Raw genomic sequence first — 21,796 nt, 5'->3', positions numbered from 1 at the left:
ATGAGTTACTTTATATAATTTTTAAGTTCCTTAACTAACTTATCGACATTTTCGAACTGCGTACCGTCAATTTTTTTAATTGCATTGCCGTTTGGTGACACTATGTAAAAACTAGAAGAATGTAAGAAGTTGTAGTCAACTTCCCCTTCAGCTGGGTCTTTACGAGGAATTTTGTCAACTAGTGCTTTGAAAGAGTTAATAGAAAACTCCTTGATTCGATCAGGTGAATATCCTGTAAGAGCATCCCAGTTATTCAGTTCACCACCATGAGATTGAATATATTCTGAGAGAACATCAGGTGTATCGTGATTTGGGTCAATTGTAAAAGAAACAAACCGAACTTTATCTTGTAAACCAGCTTTTTTTATCTCTTCTTGTACACGTGCTAAATTTGCTGTCATGGGTGGACATGCCGACGTACAATTCGTGAAAATAAAATCAGCTACCCAAAATGTACCTTCAAGATCTTCTTTAGATACAGATTCTCCGTCCTGGTTCTTAAACTCAAAATCCTTTACCTCATATGAGAAATCACCTTGATAGCTTTTTGAGCAAGCGCTTAATACCAAAAATGTAAGTAACAATCCAATCATTATAGGTTTATTTCTATTCATATATACTCCTCCATCATCCGCTTTCCAAACATGACCGTATTGTATCATGGAATATTCATAAAAAGCTATGAACAAAAAGTGAAAACAATAGCGCTACGTTTTATTTGAAAAGGGATCATGGAGGTCATACATATCTTTCCTTAGGGAAACTGGCTAATTAGAAATGCCTATTGTTACTCTCCATCAAATTCCTGGCCGTATTCTGATGTATAGGTATTAAAGTTAGGTGAATCTAATCGGTAAGGAACTCCGTATGGCCCTGGACCGTATGGACCATATCCACCTCCATAAGGCGGGTAGCAAGGATAGCCATAACAAGGATACGGATAGGGGCGGAATCCACCAAAGAAAAATGGACTTACAGCTAAACCAGCTAGACCTCCTGCTACAAATGGTAGGAAGAAGGGGCCGATAAAACGTTCATCATTTCTGTAATTTTCATCCATATATGGCTGAATTTGATTAATATCAGTTCTGGGATAATAAACCACTGGGTAATGTGTGTACATAACCATCTCTCCTTTTCATTGGGCTTTCATAACATCTTATGAAGGATTAAGGGAGATGAGTATGTCCACTAAAAAACAGATTGATAGATGCATCAATTATTGGTCGTACTTTGTAAAGTGTGTATTGTATATTCTGGTTTACACATGAATCGGTAAGGCAGCCTTGTCGTTCCTATGCCACGACTAACGTATAGCCGAATGGGGTGAGTCCCAATACTGTACCACCCTTCTACATATTGTTTAGCTAGTGGAGGTGTGACTAGGTACCCAAAGAATGGTATCTGAACTTGACCACCATGACTATGTCCGGAAAGTTGTATATCGACTGGTGCATTATTTACTTGATGTATATAGTCTGGTTCGTGACACATTAGAAGAGTGAATAAATCTGGATTTGCACCTTGTAATGCTTTGTTGACATTTGGTTTACCGAGCATGGCGTCATCTAAACCTGCTAACGTTATGGTGGACTGCTCCTTCTTCAATGTCACGTGTTCATTTTTCAATAATTGAAATCCGCCTTTTTGCATATAAGTAGCAATAATTTCTGTTCCGTAACCTCCATGATCATGATTTCCATAAATCCAATACTTACCAAGTGGTGCATCTAGTCTGGATAAAACTGCGGCAGCTTGCTCAAGTATTTCGAATGGAACTTGATTTGGTGCATCAAATAAATCTCCTGTAAATAAAATTAGGTCAGGTTGCTTGGAGTTCAATTCATTTATTAATGCATCGAATTGAGGAATATCATAATGAAAACCAATGTGCGTATCACTAAACTGTAGAATTTTCACTTGATCAAATGCATCTGGGATATTACTTAATTCAATGGTCTCTTCTTTCATTGTTAATAGGGAGGGTTCTATATGTTTAGCGTAATAATACGTACCCCCACTTAACCCAATTAAGCCTAACACACTTCCGAATAAGCGTTTAATAAATGTACGGCGGGTCATTTTTTTAGACATAAACGTCACGCCTTTTGTTGGTATTTACTCGTTCTGTAAAAGAGTTCGAGATTCATAGATGAATTATAGCATGAATTCGCTTTTTTTCTGTTCGGTATTTCAATGAAAATCTGAATAAATTTTTTATGTTGAAAGGTATTTCGTGTTTATTAAAAGAAATGATTATATAGTAAAGGAGTGAGGATTCATGCAAAATGAGGTTGCCATCATAACAGGTGGCTCAAATGGAATGGGAAAATTTATGGCCAAGAAGTTTGTAGAAGAAGGTGCAAAAGTTGTTATAACTGGGCGAAATGAAGAACGATTGGAAGCTGCAAAAAATGAGATTGCAGGTGGAAGTGTAGACCGAGTTTATACTATTGTAATGGATGTACGGGAGCCTGAGGATGTTGCTCGAATGGTCGAAGAGACCATCAATCACTTTGGGTCTATCCACCATTTAGTAAATAATGCAGCAGGGAATTTTGTTAGCCCTGCAGAAAAACTATCAGTAAATGGCTGGGATTCAGTTATTGATATTGTATTAAATGGTACATTCTATTGCAGTCGAGAAGTGGGACAGTATTGGATTGAAAACAAGATTCAAGGTAATATTCTTAATATTGTTGCTACTTATGCTTGGAACGCAGGTGCTGGAGTGATTCACTCTGCAAGTGCTAAATCCGGTGTTTTAACCATGACTCGCACATTGGCAGTAGAATGGGGGCATAAGTACAAAATTAGGACAAATGCGATTGCTCCTGGCCCAATCGAACGAACTGGAGGAGCTGAAAAATTGTTTGAATCAGAACAAGCTGCAAAACGAACATTAGATTCAGTTCCACTTGGAAGGTTAGGAAAACCAGAAGAGATAGCAGATTTGGCGCACTTTATTTTATCTGAAAAAGCCTCTTATATGAATGGTGAGGTTGTTACCTTAGATGGTGGACAATGGTTAAATTCATTTCCTTTTTAAAAAAAGATGAAGAACTCAAAATGAATGAATAGTCATTCAAGATGAGCGAATAAAAGAACTCCTAACATAGTGATTTCGTTAGGAGTTCTCTTATTAAACAATAAGTTGTGGATTGTGAATGTTTAATTTCAGTATATACCCTATGCCTGATAAAGGCATCTTTATCATTTCTTTTAAAGATGTTGCTTTATGGGATTAATCAAAGAAGCCTCTCTGCTCATGTTATTAATGTCCATCTTATTTCAAAAGGAAGCATTACAGTATATAGAAGAAAATCGCAAAAAAGTGTACGATGGTTCCTGCCATAACAAAGATATGCCATACTGCATGGTGAAATGTAAAACTTCGCCATACATAAAAGATGGTTCCTAGAGAATACAGAATGCCTCCAATTATGAGGAGTACTAGACCGCCAAAAGCGAACTTAGCAACTAGTGGGTTCCAAGCAAAAACAATGATCCATCCCATTAATAAGTAAAAGACAGTTGATAATACGACGAAACGTTTTACAAAGAACATTTTGAAGAATACACCACCGATTGCAATTCCCCATACTACACCAAATAGCGTCCACCCTAGATTGCCACCTAACAAGAGTAACAATATTGGAGTGTAAGTTCCTGCAATAAATAAATAGATGGCAGCATGATCAAAAACTTCGAAGCGGTCCTTCCATTTTCCAGGTGGCATTGCGTGAACAAGTGTTGAGGATAAATACAAGAAAATCATTGAAGCTCCGTAAATGGACACAGATATGATATCCCATGGTCCACCATTCATACTAGCATTCACAACAAGTATAACTAAGGCGGCAATACTTAATAATACGCCAATCCCATGTGTTATGGCATTAGCGACTTCTTCTTTTTTAGTGAATGTATGTGTTTCCACTAGACAAAACCTCTTCTCATTAAACTTCTGTTTCTATTATATCTTTTTTGGTCACTTTACCCAAATCATATTATTGTGTCTTAACAAAATCTATAGATTTTTTTGAGATATTGTAGATAAATACTGGTTAAGCTATAGAATGACTCAACAAGAAAGGAGGTATACATCATGAAGCTTAAGCTATGGGTTGGAACATTAATAGCTATGTTTGCTTTGAATCTGATTAATGTAAATGCTTTCGCAGAAGAAGACTATAGCCCAGTCAATAACAATGGGGAGTGCGAACATCATAGAGGTCATCACAAATGGATGTTGAATGATTTGTCTAAGATTATCAACACATCAAAAGATGATTTGCGTTCTTATCAAGAAAAAGGGTTAACATTACGCCAAGTAATCGAAAAAGCAGGACAAAGACCAGAAGAAGTGAAAAAGCAACTTTTGAAGGAAGCAAAAGTGAAATTAGATCAAAATGTTGAAGAGGGCTGGATGACAGAAAAGAAACGTGATTGGATTCTAGAGAAAATGAGTGAAGAATTTGAGAATCAACTAGATCAACCGATTGAGAAAAATGATCAACATAAGCAAAAAGATCAGTAAACATTCCATATACACTAGCCCAAGTTTCTTGCTTGGGCTTTTCGATTTTAGATTTTCCATACTACCGAACTTTAAGGTAATGTTTTAAAATATATATAACATAAAAAAGGGGGCTACCTTTGTTACTAAAAATTATTTTCGTAGATGATAATCAAGATATACGAGAATGTGTGGCCAATTATCAATTATCTATCTAATGAATAATTTGACTTGTTAGAAGCAGCAGATGGAGATGAAGCATTGGTACTCCTGAAAGTTGGCAAGATTGAATTTGTGCTTTTGGATATGATGATGCCTTGAATGGATCGACTTACCTGTTTACGAGAAATTCGTTCGCTATTACCTTCGCTTCCAGACATCATTTAACTACAAGAACAGATGAATTGATACTATATATAGCGTTGGAAATGGGCGCGGATGATTAAATGAAAACTTAAATGTTATGATTCCTAGAAGATAAACAACTGTATATTCACAAAAACTTAGGTGAAGAGGATCAGGTTACTTTTGTAGACAAGGTTCGAATTCGCCAGATTGTTGTGAATGTTATGGGAAATACAATACACCAAAGACTCGATGGAATTAGTATAACCGTTCAATTAGACTCGAGGGACGAAGTTATTATGTTATTCATGATGAGGGAGAAGGGATTGCCCCAGAAAAGAACTACCTTATGTATTTGATTGATTTTATAGAAAAGATAAACCTAGAATCAGAACAGGAGCGGGTAGTGGAGGACTTAGCCATTTTTGCAAAGGGTTTTACTGAGGATACTCACGGTAGTTTAACTATTACATCAGAATTGGGGGGAAGGGAGTTGCTTGACTCTTCCAAACATGAGAAAAACAGAGTATGTGTAGTACAGGAGGGAATTACATATGGATCCATTAGACATAATCGCCCAGATTGAGAAGACAAAACCAGCCTATCAACCTATTTTTTCAGCAATTAAGCACGACATAATAGGTTATGAAGTACTTGGAAGAATTAAGGTAGGTGAAGAGTGGGAGAGCTTAGGAACTTTTTTTCAAGATCCTCAAGTACCCGATGATTTCAAACTAGAACTGGACGAGCATTTATTGAAATTAGCTTTACAAGAGGTTGTAGATAACGAGGACAAGACTAGCTGTTTGTTCATTAATCGGAATGCAAGACAATTAATGTTGAATGGTGAAAAATTAATTGAAACACTTACATCTTTCGTAGAACAAGGTTTTTCCTATAATCGAATTGTACTGGAAATAACAGAACATGATTTCGAAGAGGATTTTGAAAGTTTAAGCCATCTATTGTTGTATTACAAAACCTATGGTATTCAAATTGCGATTGATCAAGTCGGAGCTAAAAGTTCAAATCTGGATTACATTAGACAACTAGAACCGCATATCCTAAAAATTGATTCAAAGATTTTAAGAGATATGAATTCTAGTGGTTTCCAGGACATCTTATATTCATTATCTATGTTAGCACGCAGGATTGGTGCCGCTATGCTATTTGAAAATGTGGAAGACTCTTTCCAACTATATTACGCATGGAAGCATGGTGGTAGATTTTATCAGGGCTATTATTTAGAACATCCTTCATTTTCGTTTTTAAATCCTTTTGCAAAAGAGGGGTTATTAAAAGATCAGGTCAATGCTTTTATTCGAAGAGAGAAAGGATTAATTGAAGACCGATTAGCATTTGTCTTGAAATGGGACCAACGAACAAGAGGTTTATTGGATCATTGGGATGGGCCAAAGAAGGTAGATAGTTTTATTGAAAAAGTCTGTCGTTATTTTGATGAAGAGAGCTTCCGAATTTATGTATGTGATAGTAATGGTCAACAAATCTCATCAAACTATCGCAAGTATCATGAAGATTGGATAAAGGAGTCGGAGATTTTAGGTACAAACTGGGCGTTCCGTCCTTATTTTCTTGAGAACATGGTACAAATGAGAATGTGGAATAAAGGACGGTTGTCAGATCTTTATTCTGATATTGATACAAGAGAAATGGTTCGAACCTTTAGTTTTCCATTATCTGCCCATCACTATATCTTTATTGACATTCAGTATTCTTACATTTATGAACATGAATGCTTGCTTATTTAACCAGCAGATTCCTATATGGATTTGCTGGTTTTTTTTGTCGAAGAATCAATCCTTAAATGCGAAAAGCGATTATATTCGTCAATACCTCCTACATCTATGTTGATTTCATCGAAGCTTCTCTCGATACTTGTCTAGTCATGCAGGGAATTTGCGAACGAATAGTTCTCCACTGCATATCATATATTGCTAGAATAAGTATCAACAACCAGAAAGAGGGATGTATGATGCAATACCGATGTACACGATGTTGTGTCTTATTTTCAAAAAAACAACTTGCCTGTTCCCTTTGCGGACACAAAGAATTAATACCTATTAAAATCGAAGTTCAGCACAATCAAAAAGAATCATAACGCACAAATGGGGTTGATCTACCTATGCGAGCGATCATCCCCCCTACATTTTAACGAAAGGAATGTTTTATGAAGCGGATACCAATCGTACTTGTAATAGGGTTATTATGCTTGTTTAGTACGAATGTACAAGCAAATATAGAAGATGATATTGAGGATTTAACTGAGGGGGGATGGGAGGAAATTCTTTTGAAAGCACATGATATACAATCGCTTCATGCTGAAAAGTCATCCCAGTATCACTATATTAGAGAAGACTTTTTGAGTGTTTTTACAAAAGACTTAATGATGGAGATGTTTAAGGAACACTTATTTATCTCTGGAGAAGGATATCAATTCGCTTCAACAGATTTTTCTCCCTATATGATACATAGCTTGCAATCCAAGCGGTTTGATGTGAAATCAGTATCGAATGATGAGTTACTAATTGAAGAATCTAGACAAGATTCTTCGGAATTAATGGGAACTCAAATTCCTCAACAACGTATAACCATAGTGAATAAGGAAAATGGATTGAAAATCTCTAGTTTAAAGTGGGTTTATCCAAATCAATAAGTTCGGTAAATGGATATCGTATTCTCTAACCATTTATGGTATAATGTTTTTTGGGATACAAAGGAATTGAGAATTTCATGATTGCTTGGCTCCTCCATGTGCTGAACTAGAAGGAGTGTAACAATTGATTAGTGTACAAAGAAAAGAATTGGAAACGTACTCAGTTGGAGACTTGATGATTCCATCAGAAAAAGTTGCCCACGTACAAGGTGGTAATCCGATGGAACACGCTTTACTAGTACTAGTGAAATCTGGTTATTCAGCAGTGCCAGTCTTGGATCCTCAATATAAACTAAAAGGGATCATAAGCAAAACTAATATAATAAACAACATGCTAGGAAAAGAACAGTTTGAATTAGATCGACTTTCCACGATAACAGTTGAAGAAGTTATGAATAAGAACGTCCCTTATATAAGCCCTGACGATAACTTCTCAAAAGGACTGCAATCCGTTATTGATCATCCATTCGTTTGTGTAGTAGATGTCGATGGATTCTTCGACGGAATCTTAACCAGACGCGCTATATTAAAACTCCTACACCAAAATATTAATGAATAGTAAATCGACATTGTTGACTCATTTTATGGGTCAACAATTTTTCTTTTTGTTGGTATTCAGGAGGAGTATGGTTCCAAGGAGAGTAAATGTGTATGTCTTACTCATAAGGTGTTTTTTCCATTAGAGATCAACTTATGTTTAATACTAGCAGGGAAACTAATTTTCTTGTCACTACACAATGTGTTTGATAAAGTAAAACAATAAAGGAACATACATAATATGAAGGAGGAACTACACATGGAACAAATGGATGCAAATGAGATTATTTCTTTTATATCAAACAGCAAAAAATCAACTCCTGTGAAAGTATATATTAAAGGGGAGAACCTAAAGACACTTGATTTCGGTGAGAATGTAAAGACATTCGTTGATAACGAAACAGGTGTCCTATTCGGTGAATGGAAAGAGGTTGAGCCTCTTTTGAAAGAACATGAGGATGCAATTGCTGACTACGTAGTTGAAAATGATCGTCGTAACTCAGCAATTCCAACGCTAGATTTGAAAAAAGTTAATGCTCGTATTGAGCCGGGTGCTATTATCCGTGATCAGGTAGAAATTGGTGATGGTGCCGTTATTATGCTAGGTGCTGCCATTAACATTGGCTCTGTAGTGGGTGAAGGCACGATGATTGATATGAACGTTGTGCTTGGTGGACGTGCTACAGTAGGAAAGAATTGCCACATTGGTGCTGGTGCTGTTTTAGCAGGTGTTATTGAGCCTCCTTCCGCAAAACCAGTTGTAGTAGAAGATGAAGTTGTTGTAGGGGCGAATGCAGTTATTCTTGAAGGAGTTACAGTAGGAAAAGGATCTGTTGTAGCAGCAGGCTCCATCGTAACCCAAGACGTTCCTCCAAATTCAGTTGTAGCTGGTACACCAGCCAAGGTCATTAAAGAAATTGATGATCAAACTAAAGGAAAAACAGAAATTAAACAAGAACTTCGTAAACTAGACGATTAATAATCATGAAGCAGGAGAATTCCTCCTGCTTCTTTTCTATATGATGTGATATTAAATAAATGAGGTGATTGAATGAAGGCAGAAGAGTTAATAGGAATTAGAAGAGAATTGCATAAAATTCCTGAACTTGGATTTAAGGAAACCAAGACTCAGCAATATATATTAGACTATATTCAGCAGTTACCACAAGATCATTTACAAATCAAAACATGGGAAACGGGTGTTCTTATAAAAGTGCTTGGCACTGATGCAACGAAGACAATTGCATATCGTGCCGATATTGATGGCCTACCCATCCAAGAGGACACAGGTTATGCGTTTCAATCAACACATGAAGGGAATATGCATGCGTGTGGGCATGACATGCATATGACGATTGCATTAGGAGCATTAACGCGTTTGGCAAGAGAACCAGCAGAACAAAATGCCCTGTTTTTATTCCAACCTGCTGAGGAATGGCCAGGAGGCGCTTTGCCTATGATAGAAAGTGAACAACTCAAGGAATGGTGGCCGGATACGGTTTTTGCATTACATATAGCACCAGAGCTCCCAGTTGGGACTATTTCTTCTCGTAAAGGGCTATTATTTGCTAACACAAGTGAATTATTTATTGATTTTAAGGGTAAAGGTGGACATGCTGCATACCCTCATTTTACAAGAGATATGGTGTTAGCTGCTAGTCAATTTACAGTGCAAGCGCAACAAATCGTAGCTAGAAATGTTGATCCACTCGATTCTGCGGTTGTAACAATCGGTAAAATCGAGGGAGGATTCGTGCAAAATGTAATTGCAGAAAACGCTCGCTTAGAGGGAACGATGAGATCATTTCATGCTGAAACAATGGACTTATTAAAAGAAAAAATCGAGGCGTTAGCAAAAGGAACTGAAATTAGCCAAGAGTGTTCTATTAAAATCGACTATGGTTCAAATTATTATCAGGTACGTAATTCTGAAAAGTTTATAGAGCCTTTTCAAAAAATAGTTGAAGATAATGGGTATCATTATCGAGATTCCAAACCAGCTATGACGGGTGAAGACTTTGGTTATATGCTCCGTGATATCTCTGGATTTATGTTTTGGCTTGGTGTCGATTCTCCTTATGGCTTACACCATAGCAAACTTCAACCGAATGAAGAAGCTCTTGAGGTAGGCGTGAATGTAGTAGAGGCTTCGTTGCGGCGATTATAGAGCTATTTGTGCATACCTTCTTTTGTTCAGGATAAACTACAAGCTGAACGATCTCGTTCTATATTCAAAGGAGGGATGTACAATGTCTAAAGTTGGAGTGGAAGGAACTCTTTCAGACGTTCGTGAAGCATTACAAGCCAAAGGGCATGAAATTGTTGACCTGCGAAGTGAAGATGATGCAAATGGCTGTGATTGCTGTGTAATTTCTGGTCAAGATAAAAATGTTATGGGAATGGCAACAGCTTCAACCCAAGGGTCTGTTATTAATGCTGATGGCTTAACAGCTGATGAAGTATGTCAGGCAGTAGATTCTAAAGGTATAAAAGCATAAACAACAGGGCTGGCTAAAATACAAAAATGTCAGCCCTTTAAAGAATTATTTTGGATTGGAAGTCTGTGGAATAAATAGCATTCCAAACCATTTTTAGTGAATAGGGAGAGGTCTTAATGATTGCTTTAAAACTTTCGATTGTAGCATTATTAATTATATTAACTGCTTTTTTTGTAGCAAGTGAATTTGCTATCGTAAAGATTAGAAAATCTCGTTTAGAATCAATGGCTCAAAACGGCAATAAAAAAGCAGAATTAGGTCTAAAGCTCGTAAAAAATTTAGATGACTATTTGTCTGCTTGTCAGTTAGGAATCACCATTACTTCTTTAGGATTAGGTTGGCTAGGAGAACCAACTATGGAGCAGTTGCTTCATCCTTTATTTGAGGCTTTAGCAATGCCGGAACCATTAACCCATACCATCTCTTTTGCATTTGGATTCTTTATTATTACATTCTTACACGTGGTATTAGGGGAATTAGCACCAAAGACCTTTGCTATACAAAAAGCAGAAACTATTGCTTTACTTGTTGCGCGTCCTTTAATTTGGTTTCATATTATTATGTATCCATTAATTTGGCTATTAAATGGATCGGCCAATGTACTTGTGCGTATGTTTGGGTTGCAGACTGCAAAAGAACAAGAAGAAGTGCATTCAGAGGAAGAATTACGACATATACTAACCCAAAGTTATCATCAAGGGGAAATAACTCAAGCGGAGTATAAATATGTTGATCGTATATTTGAATTTGACAATCGCTCAGCAAAAGAAATTATGATTCCAAGAACAGAAATGGTTGTCATTGATTTAAATGATTCCATCATGGATATTATTGAGATGATGAAGCAAGAAAGATACACACGCTATCCAGTAATTAACGAGGATAAGGATGATATTGTAGGTATTATTCATATGAAAGAACTATTTTATGATGAGTGCGATGAAACAAGTCAAGTTCGGGATTATATAAGACCTGTAAGAAAGATATTCGAAAATGCTCCTCTACGTGATTTATTAGTAACAATGCAAAAAGAGCACACTCATATGACTGTCTTGGTAGATGAATATGGTGGCACATCTGGTATTGTCACTGTAGAAGATATACTTGAAGAAATTGTCGGAGAAATAAGAGATGAATTTGATCATCAGGAAGAACTACCTTTGGAGTCATTAGATAACGGTCATAAACTGCTTGATGGAAAAATGTCTATTCAAGATGTAAATGATTATTTCGATTTAGAGCTAGACCACGATGAAGTCGATACTATTTCCGGTTGGATTATGATGCAAAATATGGAAGCTGATATTGGCACGGAGATTGATGTAGGAGATTATCGCTTCAAAGTGAAAGATTTAGAGGATTCGCATATTAAAAAAGTGGAAGTATGGAAGAGAGAAGAAGAACAAGCCTAAACAATGAGTTTAGGCCTGTTTTCATGAGATCCATTTTCTTTTAATGGCATAAAAAATCTCGCCATGGTAAATACAAAGTCGGTGGCGGAGATCGCATATTCAATATACCTCGTCAAATTGGCTAATCTTCAATACATGAAGTACGCATCCCACCGAGCAAACCTAGCCATGTTTCCGTTCATCTCAACAAAAGTAAAGGTGTGCCAGGGAACGAGGTGACTCCCACCGGAGAAAGAGGTAGGCAAGCCCGCTTTTGGGCTCGAGGAGGCTTGCCAGCTCCCCATCAGGACGCGAGTTGTTCCCAGGCCACCTTTATTCCATATTAAGGTATTGGAAACATCCCGCTAAATAAGTGTTTATCTCAAACTCAGCTTTAATGGAATAATCTTCTATTAAAAAGAGCTTGGAAATAATCCAAGCTCTTTTTGGTGATGTATTGTGTTTTAATGATAAATACTTAGAAAGTGTACTATGATTGTTCTTCTTGTTTTGTAATATAAACTTGGTGTGGGAATGGAATTTCAATTCCTTCTGCATCAAGTGCTTCTTTCATCCGTTTGCGTAAATCACGTTCTACAGCCCATTGTTGCATGTTATCTGTGTGACCAAGTATTCTCAAGACAACATCAGAGGAACCTAAACCTTGTACACCTAGTACATTTGGTCCGTCTTTAATGCGTTCATCATTTTCAGCGAAATCATCGCAAACTTTTTGGAGAACTTTTACAGCGTCATCGATATTCTCCCCATAAGCAATTCCGATATCTACTAATGCACGCATATTTCCACGAGAATGATTGCTAATTGTGCTGATATGACGATTGGGAATGAAGTTTAATGTCCCATCAAAGCTACGAACTTTTGTAGTGCGTAGGCCAACTTCTTCCACAACACCATTCATCCCACCAGCTGTTACATATTCATCTACCTCAACTTGTTTTTCAAGCAGGATGAAGAAACCAGTAACTACATCGCTAACAAGGCCTTGTGCGCCAAAACCAATGGCTAGTCCAATAATACCTGCTCCGGCAATTAGAGGTGCAAGATCAATACCAAATAACCCAAACAATGTAGCAATTAAGATAAAGCCTAATGCATAGGAATAAACATTTAAAATAAGCTTTTCTAGTGTCTTGGAGCGACCTTCAGATAATTTTTGTTTCTTTCCAGCCCCATTAATTAAACTTGAAATAATTCGCTTCCCAATTGGGGAAACTATTAGAAATACGATAATGACTAATCCCACTTTTAATCCTGCTGATAGAACAGGATCTAAAAAGGCTGTCCAACTAAATTCTCCACCTTTAAAGAAATTCATATAATCCCCTTTCCAACATTAAGTATGAAGTCAAATATGTAAGCATTATGTAATTTACTATACATTACATAAAAGAACCATTTCAAATGGTAATGCTCGACACATATCAAACTTTGACATACTTTGTCATTTCACTGAAGAATGTACCATAAAACATCCAATAAAGCATATTACTTCTCATTCATCCGTTTTTATTGTTTAATGAGAAATGTAATAGGGAACAATGATAAAGGTTTGATGGAATTCAAGGAGATAGCACATCACAGATTAAATTAATTATTATTTAACATTGACTAAAAATTGAGGCTTCGTTATAATATGATACGTGGTTGAAAGATAAACCTGAATAACCATCAATGATTGTAGAAACTGATGTAAATACTTACTAATTAATGGAGGGATTATCATGGCAGAACGCATGGTAGCAAAACAAGCTCCACGCTTTGAAATGGAAGCTGTTATGCCTAACAAAGAATTTCAAAAAGTAAGCCTTGAAGAAAATATGAAAAACGACAAGTGGACGGTTCTTTTCTTCTATCCAATGGACTTCACTTTCGTTTGCCCTACAGAAATCACAGCAATTTCTGATCGTTACGACGAATTCGAAGATCTTGATGCAGTAGTTGTTGGTGCATCTACAGATACAGTACACACTCACCTTGCATGGATTAATACAAGTCGTGATGATAATGGTCTTGGCGATGTTTCCTATCCATTAGCAGCAGATACAAACCATCAAGTATCAAAAGACTATGGTGTTCTAATTGAAGAAGAAGGTATTGCTCTTCGTGGGCTTTTCATTATCAGTCCTGAAGGTGAACTTAAACACGCTACAGTTAACCCTGATGAAGTAGGACGTGACGTAGATGAAACACTACGTGTACTTCAAGCACTTCAAACTGGTGGACTTTGCCCAGCAAACTGGAAGCCAGGTCAGGATACTCTATAATAGTAGAGGGTACACTAAGGTCTAACTGTTTTAGTTAGACCTTTTTCCTATCCTAAATTTGATTGTTAATTAAAAGGAGGACTACCTATGAAACTTAGAGCTCCAATGCCAGAACTTAAAGGCGCTACAGAATGGATTAATGGTGAGGTTACGAAAGATGAACTTCTAGGAGACAAGCCAACACTTATTCATTTCTGGTCTGTAAGTTGTGGCCTTTGCAAAGAAGCAATGCCAAACGTTAATGAATTTCGTGATCGTTTTCAAGATGATCTTAACGTTGTAGCTGTTCATATGCCTCGTTCTGAAAAAGATTTGGATTTAGACCAAATTAAGCAAGTAGCTGAAGAACATGGTATTACGCAGCCAATTTTTGTTGATAATAAACATGAACTAACAGATGCTTTCGAAAATCAGTATGTTCCAGCATATTACGTATTTGATGAAGAAGGTAATCTTCGTCACTTCCAAGCCGGTGGTGGCGGAATGAAAATGCTAGAAAAGCGTGTGAATCGTGTTCTAGGAAATAACGAGAAGTAATAGTATATTATTAACCCGGTTCTTTTTTGAACCGGGTTATTTTTTTCTAAATGGATTTCCGAAACAAATAAAGCTGCCCTCAGTCAAAAGTTGTAGTAAAATCCAAAACTATGGAAGGAATCTTTTAAAATTTTTAAAAAATTAAGGCAAATGGGTGGAAATTTATTTCGATACTCGATATATTTATAATTACGTTAGAAACTTGGAGCAGAAAAAGGAGGGGCACTTTTGGAGACATTAGAAAAGTTAAAAGAATATTATATGCCATTTAAGAAGTACTTTTTTATATCTTTATTATTCTTGATTTTAGTTACTGGTATAACGGTTGTGTACCCAATTGTTTTGCAAAAGACAATTGATGATGTTGTAGGACCTGAAAGATATGAACTGATTCCATATATAGCAGCAGTATTCATTGGCTTAATGATTATCAAAGGAATAGCAACATATTTACAGCAGTACTTAGGCGATTTATTTGGTATTAAATCGGTTTATACACTAAGAGATGGATTATATAAAAAGCTTCAACGCTTACCATTTCGCTATTATGATAATGCGAGAACTGGAGATTTGATGTCTCGTTTGACAGCAGATGTGGAAGCGTTTCGCTTCTTCCTCTCATTTGGTTTTGCAGAATTGATACGTATTACTTTATTGATTGTGATTAGTTTAGGCGTCATGTTTTATTATTCTGGGCAGCTAGCACTTGTCACAATGGCTGCAATGCCGTTTCTCGGTGTAGTAGTATATAAGTTTGACAAACGTGTGCATCCTGCATTTAGAGGGATTCGTAAAGCGTTTGGAAGAATGAATACTAGAGTGCAGGAGAACATAAGCGGCATGAATACAGTAAAGTCCTTATCAAGGGAGGACTTTGAAATTGGTCGATTTGTTGATCGAAATGATGATTATCGATCAAATTACTTAGAAACTTCTAACATTTGGGCGAAGTATTTTCCGCTTATGGAGTTTATTGGAAATATATGTGTTGTTGCATTGTTAGCTTTCGGTGCTTATCTGGTTATCAATGGACCATTGCAGATAGGGGAATTAACTGCATTCTTTAGTTTAGTATGGTATATTTTGGGACCATTAATGAATCTCGGATTTGTGATTAACCTCTTCTCACAATCAAAAGCTTCAGGTGAACGGTTACTGGAAATTTTAGAGGCAGATGAGGATATTCAAGAAATGGATGCTCCTATTCGAAAAGCGAGATTAGATGGCCATGTCACGTTTAATAATGTCACCCTTTCCTATGAGGAAGATGATGATTCTGCCCTTAAAGACATTAGCTTTGACGCACCAACTGGAAAAACGATTGGATTAATTGGTGCCACAGGATCTGGTAAAACAAGTATTACTCAATTAATTACTCGTTTTTATGAACCAGAACAAGGTGAAGTGCTAATAGATGGAAAGCCAGTACATGAATATGGTTTAAAAGAGTTACGAAGCAATATAGGTTTTGTGTTACAAGAATCATTTTTATTCTCCACTACTATAAAAGAAAACATTGCTTATGGTAATCCTCAGGCCAGCATCGATGATATTGTTGATGCAGCTAAGCGAGCACAAGCTCATGACTTTATTATGGAAATGCCTAATGGATATGACACGTTACTTGGAGAAAGAGGTATGGGACTATCGGGTGGACAGAAGCAAAGGGTAGCTATTGCAAGAGCAATTCTCATAGATCCTAGTGTGTTAGTGCTTGATGATGCAACCTCTGCTGTGGATATGGAAACAGAGCTACAGATACAAAGAGCGTTAAAAGAAGTAATGAAAGGAAGAACTACATTCATAATAGCTCATCGTATATCTTCATTAAAACATGCAGATGAAATCATTGTTCTTGAAGATGGAAAAGTAGTAGAACGAGGTATTCACGATGATCTTCTTAGTAACGGAGGTCCTTATCAACGCATTTACGATATTCAGTATCAAGATAAAGAAGCCATCATGGAAGCAACCAAAAGTTCATAAGGAGGTGGAAAAGTATGGCAAGAAAGAAAAAAGACCAAAAACCAGTTAGTCCACATTTAAAGCGATTCAAGTACACCCAAGATCAAGCTATTGATAAACCATTTAACTGGCAACAAATGAGAAGACTATTGCAATATGTAAAGCCGTATTCTAGGACTTTGCTTCCATTAGCTATCATTGCCATGCTCGTTTCAACAATTGTTCGATTAGTCGTTCCAATTCTTATTGGTAAAGTGGTAATCGATATCGTGATTGAAGATAAAGATATGAATCTGCTTATCCAACTTGTAGTTGGAATTGCTATTCTCTATTTACTGAGCTATGTAGGAAATGCCTTACGAATAAGGTGGGTAAATATTCTAGGTCAGAATGTTATATATGACTTACGTAAACATCTATTTTCACACGTTCAACGTTTGTCGCATCGTTTCTTTGATTCAAAGTCAGCTGGATCCATTCTTGTGCGAATAATGAACGATATCAATTCATTGCAAGAGCTATTTACCAATGGAATCATTAATTTACTAATGGATATTGTAACGCTAGTTGGGATTGTCTGTATCTTACTATTCTTAAGCCCTAAACTAGCGCTTGCAATCATGGTAATACTACCAATCATGTTCTTTATTTCTACGAAACTTCGAAAACGCATTCGACGTTCATGGCAGCAGGTTCGTATTCAACAATCTCGCTTGAATTCTCACTTAAACGAGAGCATTCAAGGAATTCGGATTACCCAATCATTTTCTCAAGAAAGAGAAAATACCGAGTACTTCGATGGCGTTAACACAGATAATTTTGAGAGTTGGCGCAATGCTACGAAAAAAAGTGCCATGTTTAGACCCTTTGTTGAGATGAGTAATGCAATCGGGACGGTTATCTTAATTTCATACGGGGCATATTTAATTATTCAAACACCCGCAAATGGGGGGATCGAAGTAGGTACATTTGTAACATTTGCATTTTTCCTTGGAATGTTCTGGGAACCTATCTCACGTCTTGGTCAGATGTATAATCAGCTTTTAATGGCAATGGCAGCTTCTGAGAGAATCTTTGAATTTCTAGATGAACAACCTAATGTTGAAGAGAAAAGTGATGCAGTTGTCTTAGAGGACATTAAAGGTCACATTGAATTTGATCATGTTCAATTTGCTTATGATGAAGATCGCATTGCTCTGCATGATATTAATCTAGAGATGAAACAGGGGCAGACGGTTGCATTAGTCGGTCATACTGGCAGTGGTAAGTCGACTATAGCTAACTTGATTAGTCGTTTTTATGACCCGACAAAAGGTGCTGTTAAAATTGATGGGCATAACCTTCAAGATGTAACGTTAAATAGTGTCCGTCAGCAAATCAGTGTGGTACTGCAAGATACCTTCATCTTCTCAGGTACCATTATTGAGAATATACGTTTCGGTCGTCCAGATGCTACTGATGAAGAAGTAATGGAGGCGGCCAAAGTAGTTGGTGCCGATGACTTTATTCAGCGACTTGCAAACGGATATGAAACGGAAGTAGAAGAACGAGGTAATATTCTTTCCGCGGGTGAGCGTCAATTGTTATCCTTTGCAAGAGCACTTCTTGCGGACCCTAAGATTATTATCTTAGATGAGGCAACATCTAGTATTGATACAGAAACAGAAATGAAAATTCAAGAAGCGTTACGTAAACTACTTAATGGTCGCACAGCAATCATTATTGCTCATAGACTTTCCACAATACGTGAGGCAGACAATATTTTTGTTCTTGAACATGGTAAGATATTAGAACAAGGCAATCACGAAGAATTAATGCAATTACGTGGTGAGTATTTTGATTTAGTAAAGACACAATTTCAAATGTTAGATGCAATGTAAGTGTAAAAAACGTACGAATCAACGGGAAACCCATATTTTTATAGTTTACTATATTGTAAAGCCCTTCTCTAATTTTGGAGAAGGGCTTTTTTTCATATCTATTAAGGATCAAATCAGAGAATTGGTTTTCTTTTCTAATTTGGTGACGATTATATGACACATTTACTTGAAATCGGTTTCTGAGTAAAACATTTTGTTAACATATCAAATGCGCTCTTTATTACATGCTAACTGCTTTGTGATTGAGTGAACAATATAATTAGTGATTCATACTTAAAAATTATACAAGGTAGGTGACCTCATATATGAAAAGAGTAAAGCATCTATTTTTATTTAGTTCTTTACTTATCTTCTTAAGTGGTTGTAGTGCACTTCCAGTCTTAGACCCTAAAGGGCCTGTAGCAGAGGCACAGAAAGATCTTATTGTATGGTCTATATCTTTAATGTTAATTGTTGTGGCCGTGGTTTTTGGTCTATTTGCATTTATTATCACTAGATATAGAGAACGTCCTGGCCATGATTCTCATGAACCAGATGAGATGGAAGGGAATAAGTGGCTAGAGATTATCTGGACGGTAATTCCAATAATAATTGTTATTCTGTTAGCCGTACCTACAGTAAAGACTATATACGAATTGGAAGAGGCACCCAAGAGCTCAAAAGACAAAGAACCACTCGTTATACATGCTACCTCAGCAAATTGGAAATGGTTCTTTAGTTATCCTGAACAAGAAATTGAAACGGTTAACTATCTTCATATCCCTGAAGACCGGCCAATATTATTCAAGTTGTCATCTGCAGATTCCATGGCAGCACTTTGGATTCCACGATTAGGCGGTCAAGAATATAATATGGCAGGCATGCTTACTGAAATTTACCTTCAAGCTGATGAACCAGGCGTTTATCAAGGTCGAAATGCAAACTTCACTGGTAAAGGTTTCACAAAACAACAATTTAAAGTGTATGCGGAAACGCCAGAGAAGTTTCAAAATTGGGTGAACAAAACACAAGATGAGGCACCAGCATTAACACAGGTCAAGTACGATGAGCTTCTTCTACCTGGTCATGTTCCTCGTCAAACATATTCTTCAACTCATTTACAATGGGTAAATCATGCAAAGAACGCAGAATACGCGATTAAAGCAAGGGAGAGACAAGGATACGATTCGGAAGAGGCTGAATCTCACTAGGTTAGGAGGCGACTGAAATGCAGTTAGATGAATTTTTCGTCACTGGTGACCCTTTGATTTATGGAGCTGATGTTTCCATTATCCTTAGTATGATTGGGATTATCTTTGTGTTAACAAAGTATAAAAAATGGAAATGGCTTTGGAATGAATGGCTCACGACTGTTGATCATAAAAAATTAGGTGTCATGTACATTATTTCCGCAGTGTTAATGCTATTCCGTGGTGGAGTAGATGCACTGCTTATGCGAGCTCAACTCACGATACCGAACAATAGTTTTCTAGACTCATCACACTATAATGAAATATTTACCACACATGGGACAATCATGATTATCTTTATGGCAATGCCATTTTTGATTGGACTGATGAACGTAGTCGTTCCATTACAAATAGGTGCAAGAGATGTTGCATATCCATTTTTAAATGCCGTTAGTTTTTGGACATTCTTTATGGGTGCCATGCTGTTCAATATATCTTTTATTATTGGAGGTTCTCCTTCTGCTGGGTGGACATCTTACGTTCCTATGGCAGGAAACGAGTTGAGTCCTGGCCCAGGTCAGAATTATTATTTACTTGGATTGCAGGTAGCGGGTATAGGTACACTGCTTACAGGTATTAACTTTTTAGTTACAATTCTTAAAATGCGTGCGCCTGGCATGACGTTAATGCGTATGCCAATGTTTACATGGTCTAGCGCTATTACATGTATTCTGATTATCTTCGCATTTCCAGTATTAACAGTAGCTCTAGCATTAATGACGCTAGATCGTATTTTTGGAGCACACTTTTTCACATTGATGGATGGTGGCATGCCAATGCTTTGGGCAAACCTATTCTGGATTTGGGGACACCCTGAAGTTTATATTGTAATACTACCTGCTTTTGGCATATTCTCTGAAGTAATAAGTACATTCTCACGAAAGAATTTATTTGGTTACAAAGCGATGGTTTATTCTATGGTAGTAATTGCCTTACTAAGCTTTATAGTTTGGGTACACCACTTCTTTACAATGGGAGCAGATGCATCTGTAAACTCTTTCTTCTCTCTAACAACAATGGCCATTGCAATTCCAACTGGTGTGAAAATCTTTAACTGGTTACTCACGCTTTATAAAGGTCGAATAAAAATCAATACAGCGATGTTATGGTCACTCGCCTTTATTCCGAACTTTGTCATCGGCGGGGTAACGGGAGTTATGCTTGCGATGGCGGCGGCAGACTATCAATATCACAATACGTACTTCTTGGTTGCCCACTTCCACTATGTATTAATATCGGGTACAGTATATGCTTGTTTCGCAGGATTATATTATTGGTATCCAAAGGTATTTGGTCATAAATTAAACGAAACATTAGGAAAGATTAGTTTTTGGATATTCGTAGTTGGCTTTAATGTGTGCTTTTTCCCAATGTACTTCTTAGGATTCGCTGGTATGCCTAGACGTGTTCATACCTATGCAGAAGAAACTGGTTGGTTTGAATTAAATGCTGTTGCATCAGTTGGTGGTGTTTTAATGGCAATTGGGTTCGTCATTATTGTCTATAACATCTATTATAGCATCCGCTATGCAGAACGTGTAAAAACAGGAGACCCTTGGGATGGCCGTACTCTAGAATGGTCTACACCAGCTCCAGTTCCTTATTATAACTTTGCAAAGATTCCTGATGTACATGGATTAGATCCGTACTGGGAAATGAAAAAAGAAGGAAAGCATGAGTTAGATATTGACGAAGAAGACCTAGAACCAATTCACATGCCTGATAATTCTGGAGTTCCAGTTATAATGTCAGTACTTTTATTTATTGCTGGATTCGGTCTTGTTTTTGAATGGATGTGGATGGGCATCATTGCAACCATTGGTGTAATAATCACAATGATTGTACGTTCTTTTGATCCAGATGAAGGGCATCATGTAGAGGTAGAGGAAATTAAAGAAATTGAACGAAATGTACGTAGGAAGGAGGAGTAACC

Annotated in this window: 20 protein-coding genes; 15 read left to right on the top strand and 5 right to left on the bottom strand. The window is 36.9% G+C overall.

Annotation, left to right across the window (positions count from 1 at the left end; translation table 11 throughout):
* Nucleotides 1-5 precede the first annotated feature (5 nt).
* The 3 genes from GLW08_RS02525 to GLW08_RS02515 all read right to left on the bottom strand — a co-directional run bounded on the left by GLW08_RS02525 (nt 6) and on the right by GLW08_RS02515 (nt 2,094).
* A complete protein-coding gene (locus tag GLW08_RS02525; protein ID WP_160847004.1) occupies nt 6-614 on the bottom strand; it encodes an SCO family protein in 609 nt (202 codons plus the stop codon).
* Between the two features lie 173 nt (nt 615-787).
* On the bottom strand, nt 788-1,123 hold the full coding sequence (locus GLW08_RS02520; RefSeq protein ID WP_202406357.1) for a hypothetical protein: 336 nt from the start codon (nt 1,121-1,123) through the stop codon (nt 788-790).
* 92 nt (nt 1,124-1,215) lie between these two features.
* On the bottom strand, nt 1,216-2,094 hold the full coding sequence (locus GLW08_RS02515; RefSeq protein ID WP_237458259.1) for a metallophosphoesterase: 879 nt from the start codon (nt 2,092-2,094) through the stop codon (nt 1,216-1,218).
* A gap of 187 nt (nt 2,095-2,281) precedes the next feature.
* Between GLW08_RS02515 and fadH the strand changes: the two genes are divergently transcribed.
* Nucleotides 2,282-3,049, top strand: coding sequence for a 2,4-dienoyl-CoA reductase (gene fadH, locus GLW08_RS02510; protein WP_160847003.1), 768 nt, complete (start codon nt 2,282-2,284; stop codon nt 3,047-3,049).
* Nucleotides 3,050-3,304: 255 nt separating this feature from the next.
* Here the strand turns inward: fadH and trhA are convergent, their stop codons facing one another.
* Entirely contained in the window at nt 3,305-3,940 is a 636-nt protein-coding gene (gene trhA / locus GLW08_RS02505; RefSeq protein WP_160847002.1) for a PAQR family membrane homeostasis protein TrhA, read from the bottom strand.
* Nucleotides 3,941-4,108: 168 nt separating this feature from the next.
* Between trhA and GLW08_RS02500 the strand changes: the two genes are divergently transcribed.
* The 8 genes from GLW08_RS02500 (at nt 4,109) to GLW08_RS02465 (ending at nt 11,985) form a co-directional block, all read left to right on the top strand.
* A complete protein-coding gene (locus tag GLW08_RS02500) occupies nt 4,109-4,540 on the top strand; it encodes a hypothetical protein (protein WP_160847001.1) in 432 nt (143 codons plus the stop codon).
* 878 nt (nt 4,541-5,418) lie between these two features.
* Entirely contained in the window at nt 5,419-6,633 is a 1,215-nt protein-coding gene (locus tag GLW08_RS02495) for an EAL domain-containing protein (RefSeq protein ID WP_160847000.1), read from the top strand.
* Between the two features lie 419 nt (nt 6,634-7,052).
* Nucleotides 7,053-7,538 carry a hypothetical protein gene (locus GLW08_RS02490; protein WP_160846999.1) on the top strand — a complete coding sequence of 162 codons (486 nt, stop codon included), beginning with the start codon at nt 7,053-7,055 and terminating at the stop codon, nt 7,536-7,538.
* A gap of 124 nt (nt 7,539-7,662) precedes the next feature.
* A complete protein-coding gene (cbpB, locus tag GLW08_RS02485) occupies nt 7,663-8,097 on the top strand; it encodes a cyclic-di-AMP-binding protein CbpB (RefSeq protein WP_160846998.1) in 435 nt (144 codons plus the stop codon).
* 237 nt (nt 8,098-8,334) lie between these two features.
* Nucleotides 8,335-9,054 carry a 2,3,4,5-tetrahydropyridine-2,6-dicarboxylate N-acetyltransferase gene (gene dapD / locus GLW08_RS02480; protein ID WP_160846997.1) on the top strand — a complete coding sequence of 240 codons (720 nt, stop codon included), beginning with the start codon at nt 8,335-8,337 and terminating at the stop codon, nt 9,052-9,054.
* 72 nt (nt 9,055-9,126) lie between these two features.
* Complete coding sequence (locus GLW08_RS02475) at nt 9,127-10,242, top strand: N-acetyldiaminopimelate deacetylase (protein WP_160846996.1); 1,116 nt, start codon at nt 9,127-9,129, stop codon at nt 10,240-10,242.
* An 82-nt stretch (nt 10,243-10,324) separates the two neighbouring features.
* Nucleotides 10,325-10,573 (top strand): YkuS family protein, encoded by a 249-nt coding sequence (locus tag GLW08_RS02470; protein WP_160846995.1) that lies wholly within the window; start codon nt 10,325-10,327, stop codon nt 10,571-10,573.
* Nucleotides 10,574-10,689: 116 nt separating this feature from the next.
* Nucleotides 10,690-11,985 (top strand): hemolysin family protein, encoded by a 1,296-nt coding sequence (locus tag GLW08_RS02465; protein WP_160846994.1) that lies wholly within the window; start codon nt 10,690-10,692, stop codon nt 11,983-11,985.
* Nucleotides 11,986-12,454: 469 nt separating this feature from the next.
* Here GLW08_RS02465 and GLW08_RS02460 read toward each other — a convergent pair whose 3' ends face one another.
* Nucleotides 12,455-13,303: a mechanosensitive ion channel family protein gene (locus tag GLW08_RS02460; RefSeq protein WP_160846993.1), complete on the bottom strand. Its 849-nt coding sequence runs from the start codon at nt 13,301-13,303 to the stop codon at nt 12,455-12,457.
* A gap of 406 nt (nt 13,304-13,709) precedes the next feature.
* Here GLW08_RS02460 and GLW08_RS02455 point away from each other — a divergent pair, with 406 nt between their 5' ends.
* From GLW08_RS02455 to qoxB, 6 genes are all read left to right on the top strand, one after another.
* Nucleotides 13,710-14,252, top strand: coding sequence for a peroxiredoxin (locus GLW08_RS02455; protein ID WP_160846992.1), 543 nt, complete (start codon nt 13,710-13,712; stop codon nt 14,250-14,252).
* Nucleotides 14,253-14,339: 87 nt separating this feature from the next.
* On the top strand, nt 14,340-14,789 hold the full coding sequence (locus tag GLW08_RS02450) for a TlpA family protein disulfide reductase (protein WP_160846991.1): 450 nt from the start codon (nt 14,340-14,342) through the stop codon (nt 14,787-14,789).
* 228 nt (nt 14,790-15,017) lie between these two features.
* On the top strand, nt 15,018-16,775 hold the full coding sequence (locus GLW08_RS02445; RefSeq protein ID WP_160846990.1) for an ABC transporter ATP-binding protein: 1,758 nt from the start codon (nt 15,018-15,020) through the stop codon (nt 16,773-16,775).
* A gap of 14 nt (nt 16,776-16,789) precedes the next feature.
* Complete coding sequence (locus tag GLW08_RS02440) at nt 16,790-18,634, top strand: ABC transporter ATP-binding protein (RefSeq protein WP_160846989.1); 1,845 nt, start codon at nt 16,790-16,792, stop codon at nt 18,632-18,634.
* Nucleotides 18,635-18,939: 305 nt separating this feature from the next.
* On the top strand, nt 18,940-19,824 hold the full coding sequence (gene qoxA / locus GLW08_RS02435) for a cytochrome aa3 quinol oxidase subunit II (protein WP_160846988.1): 885 nt from the start codon (nt 18,940-18,942) through the stop codon (nt 19,822-19,824).
* A gap of 17 nt (nt 19,825-19,841) precedes the next feature.
* Nucleotides 19,842-21,794 carry a cytochrome aa3 quinol oxidase subunit I gene (gene qoxB, locus GLW08_RS02430; protein ID WP_160846987.1) on the top strand — a complete coding sequence of 651 codons (1,953 nt, stop codon included), beginning with the start codon at nt 19,842-19,844 and terminating at the stop codon, nt 21,792-21,794.
* The last annotated feature ends 2 nt before the right edge of the window (nt 21,795-21,796 follow it).

The sequence above is a fragment of the Pontibacillus yanchengensis genome (genome assembly GCF_009856295.1).
GTDB lineage: Bacteria > Bacillota > Bacilli > Bacillales > BH030062 > Pontibacillus > Pontibacillus yanchengensis_A.
Note: the sequence above shows the minus strand (reverse complement) of the source record. Positions and strands in the feature narration are given on the sequence as shown.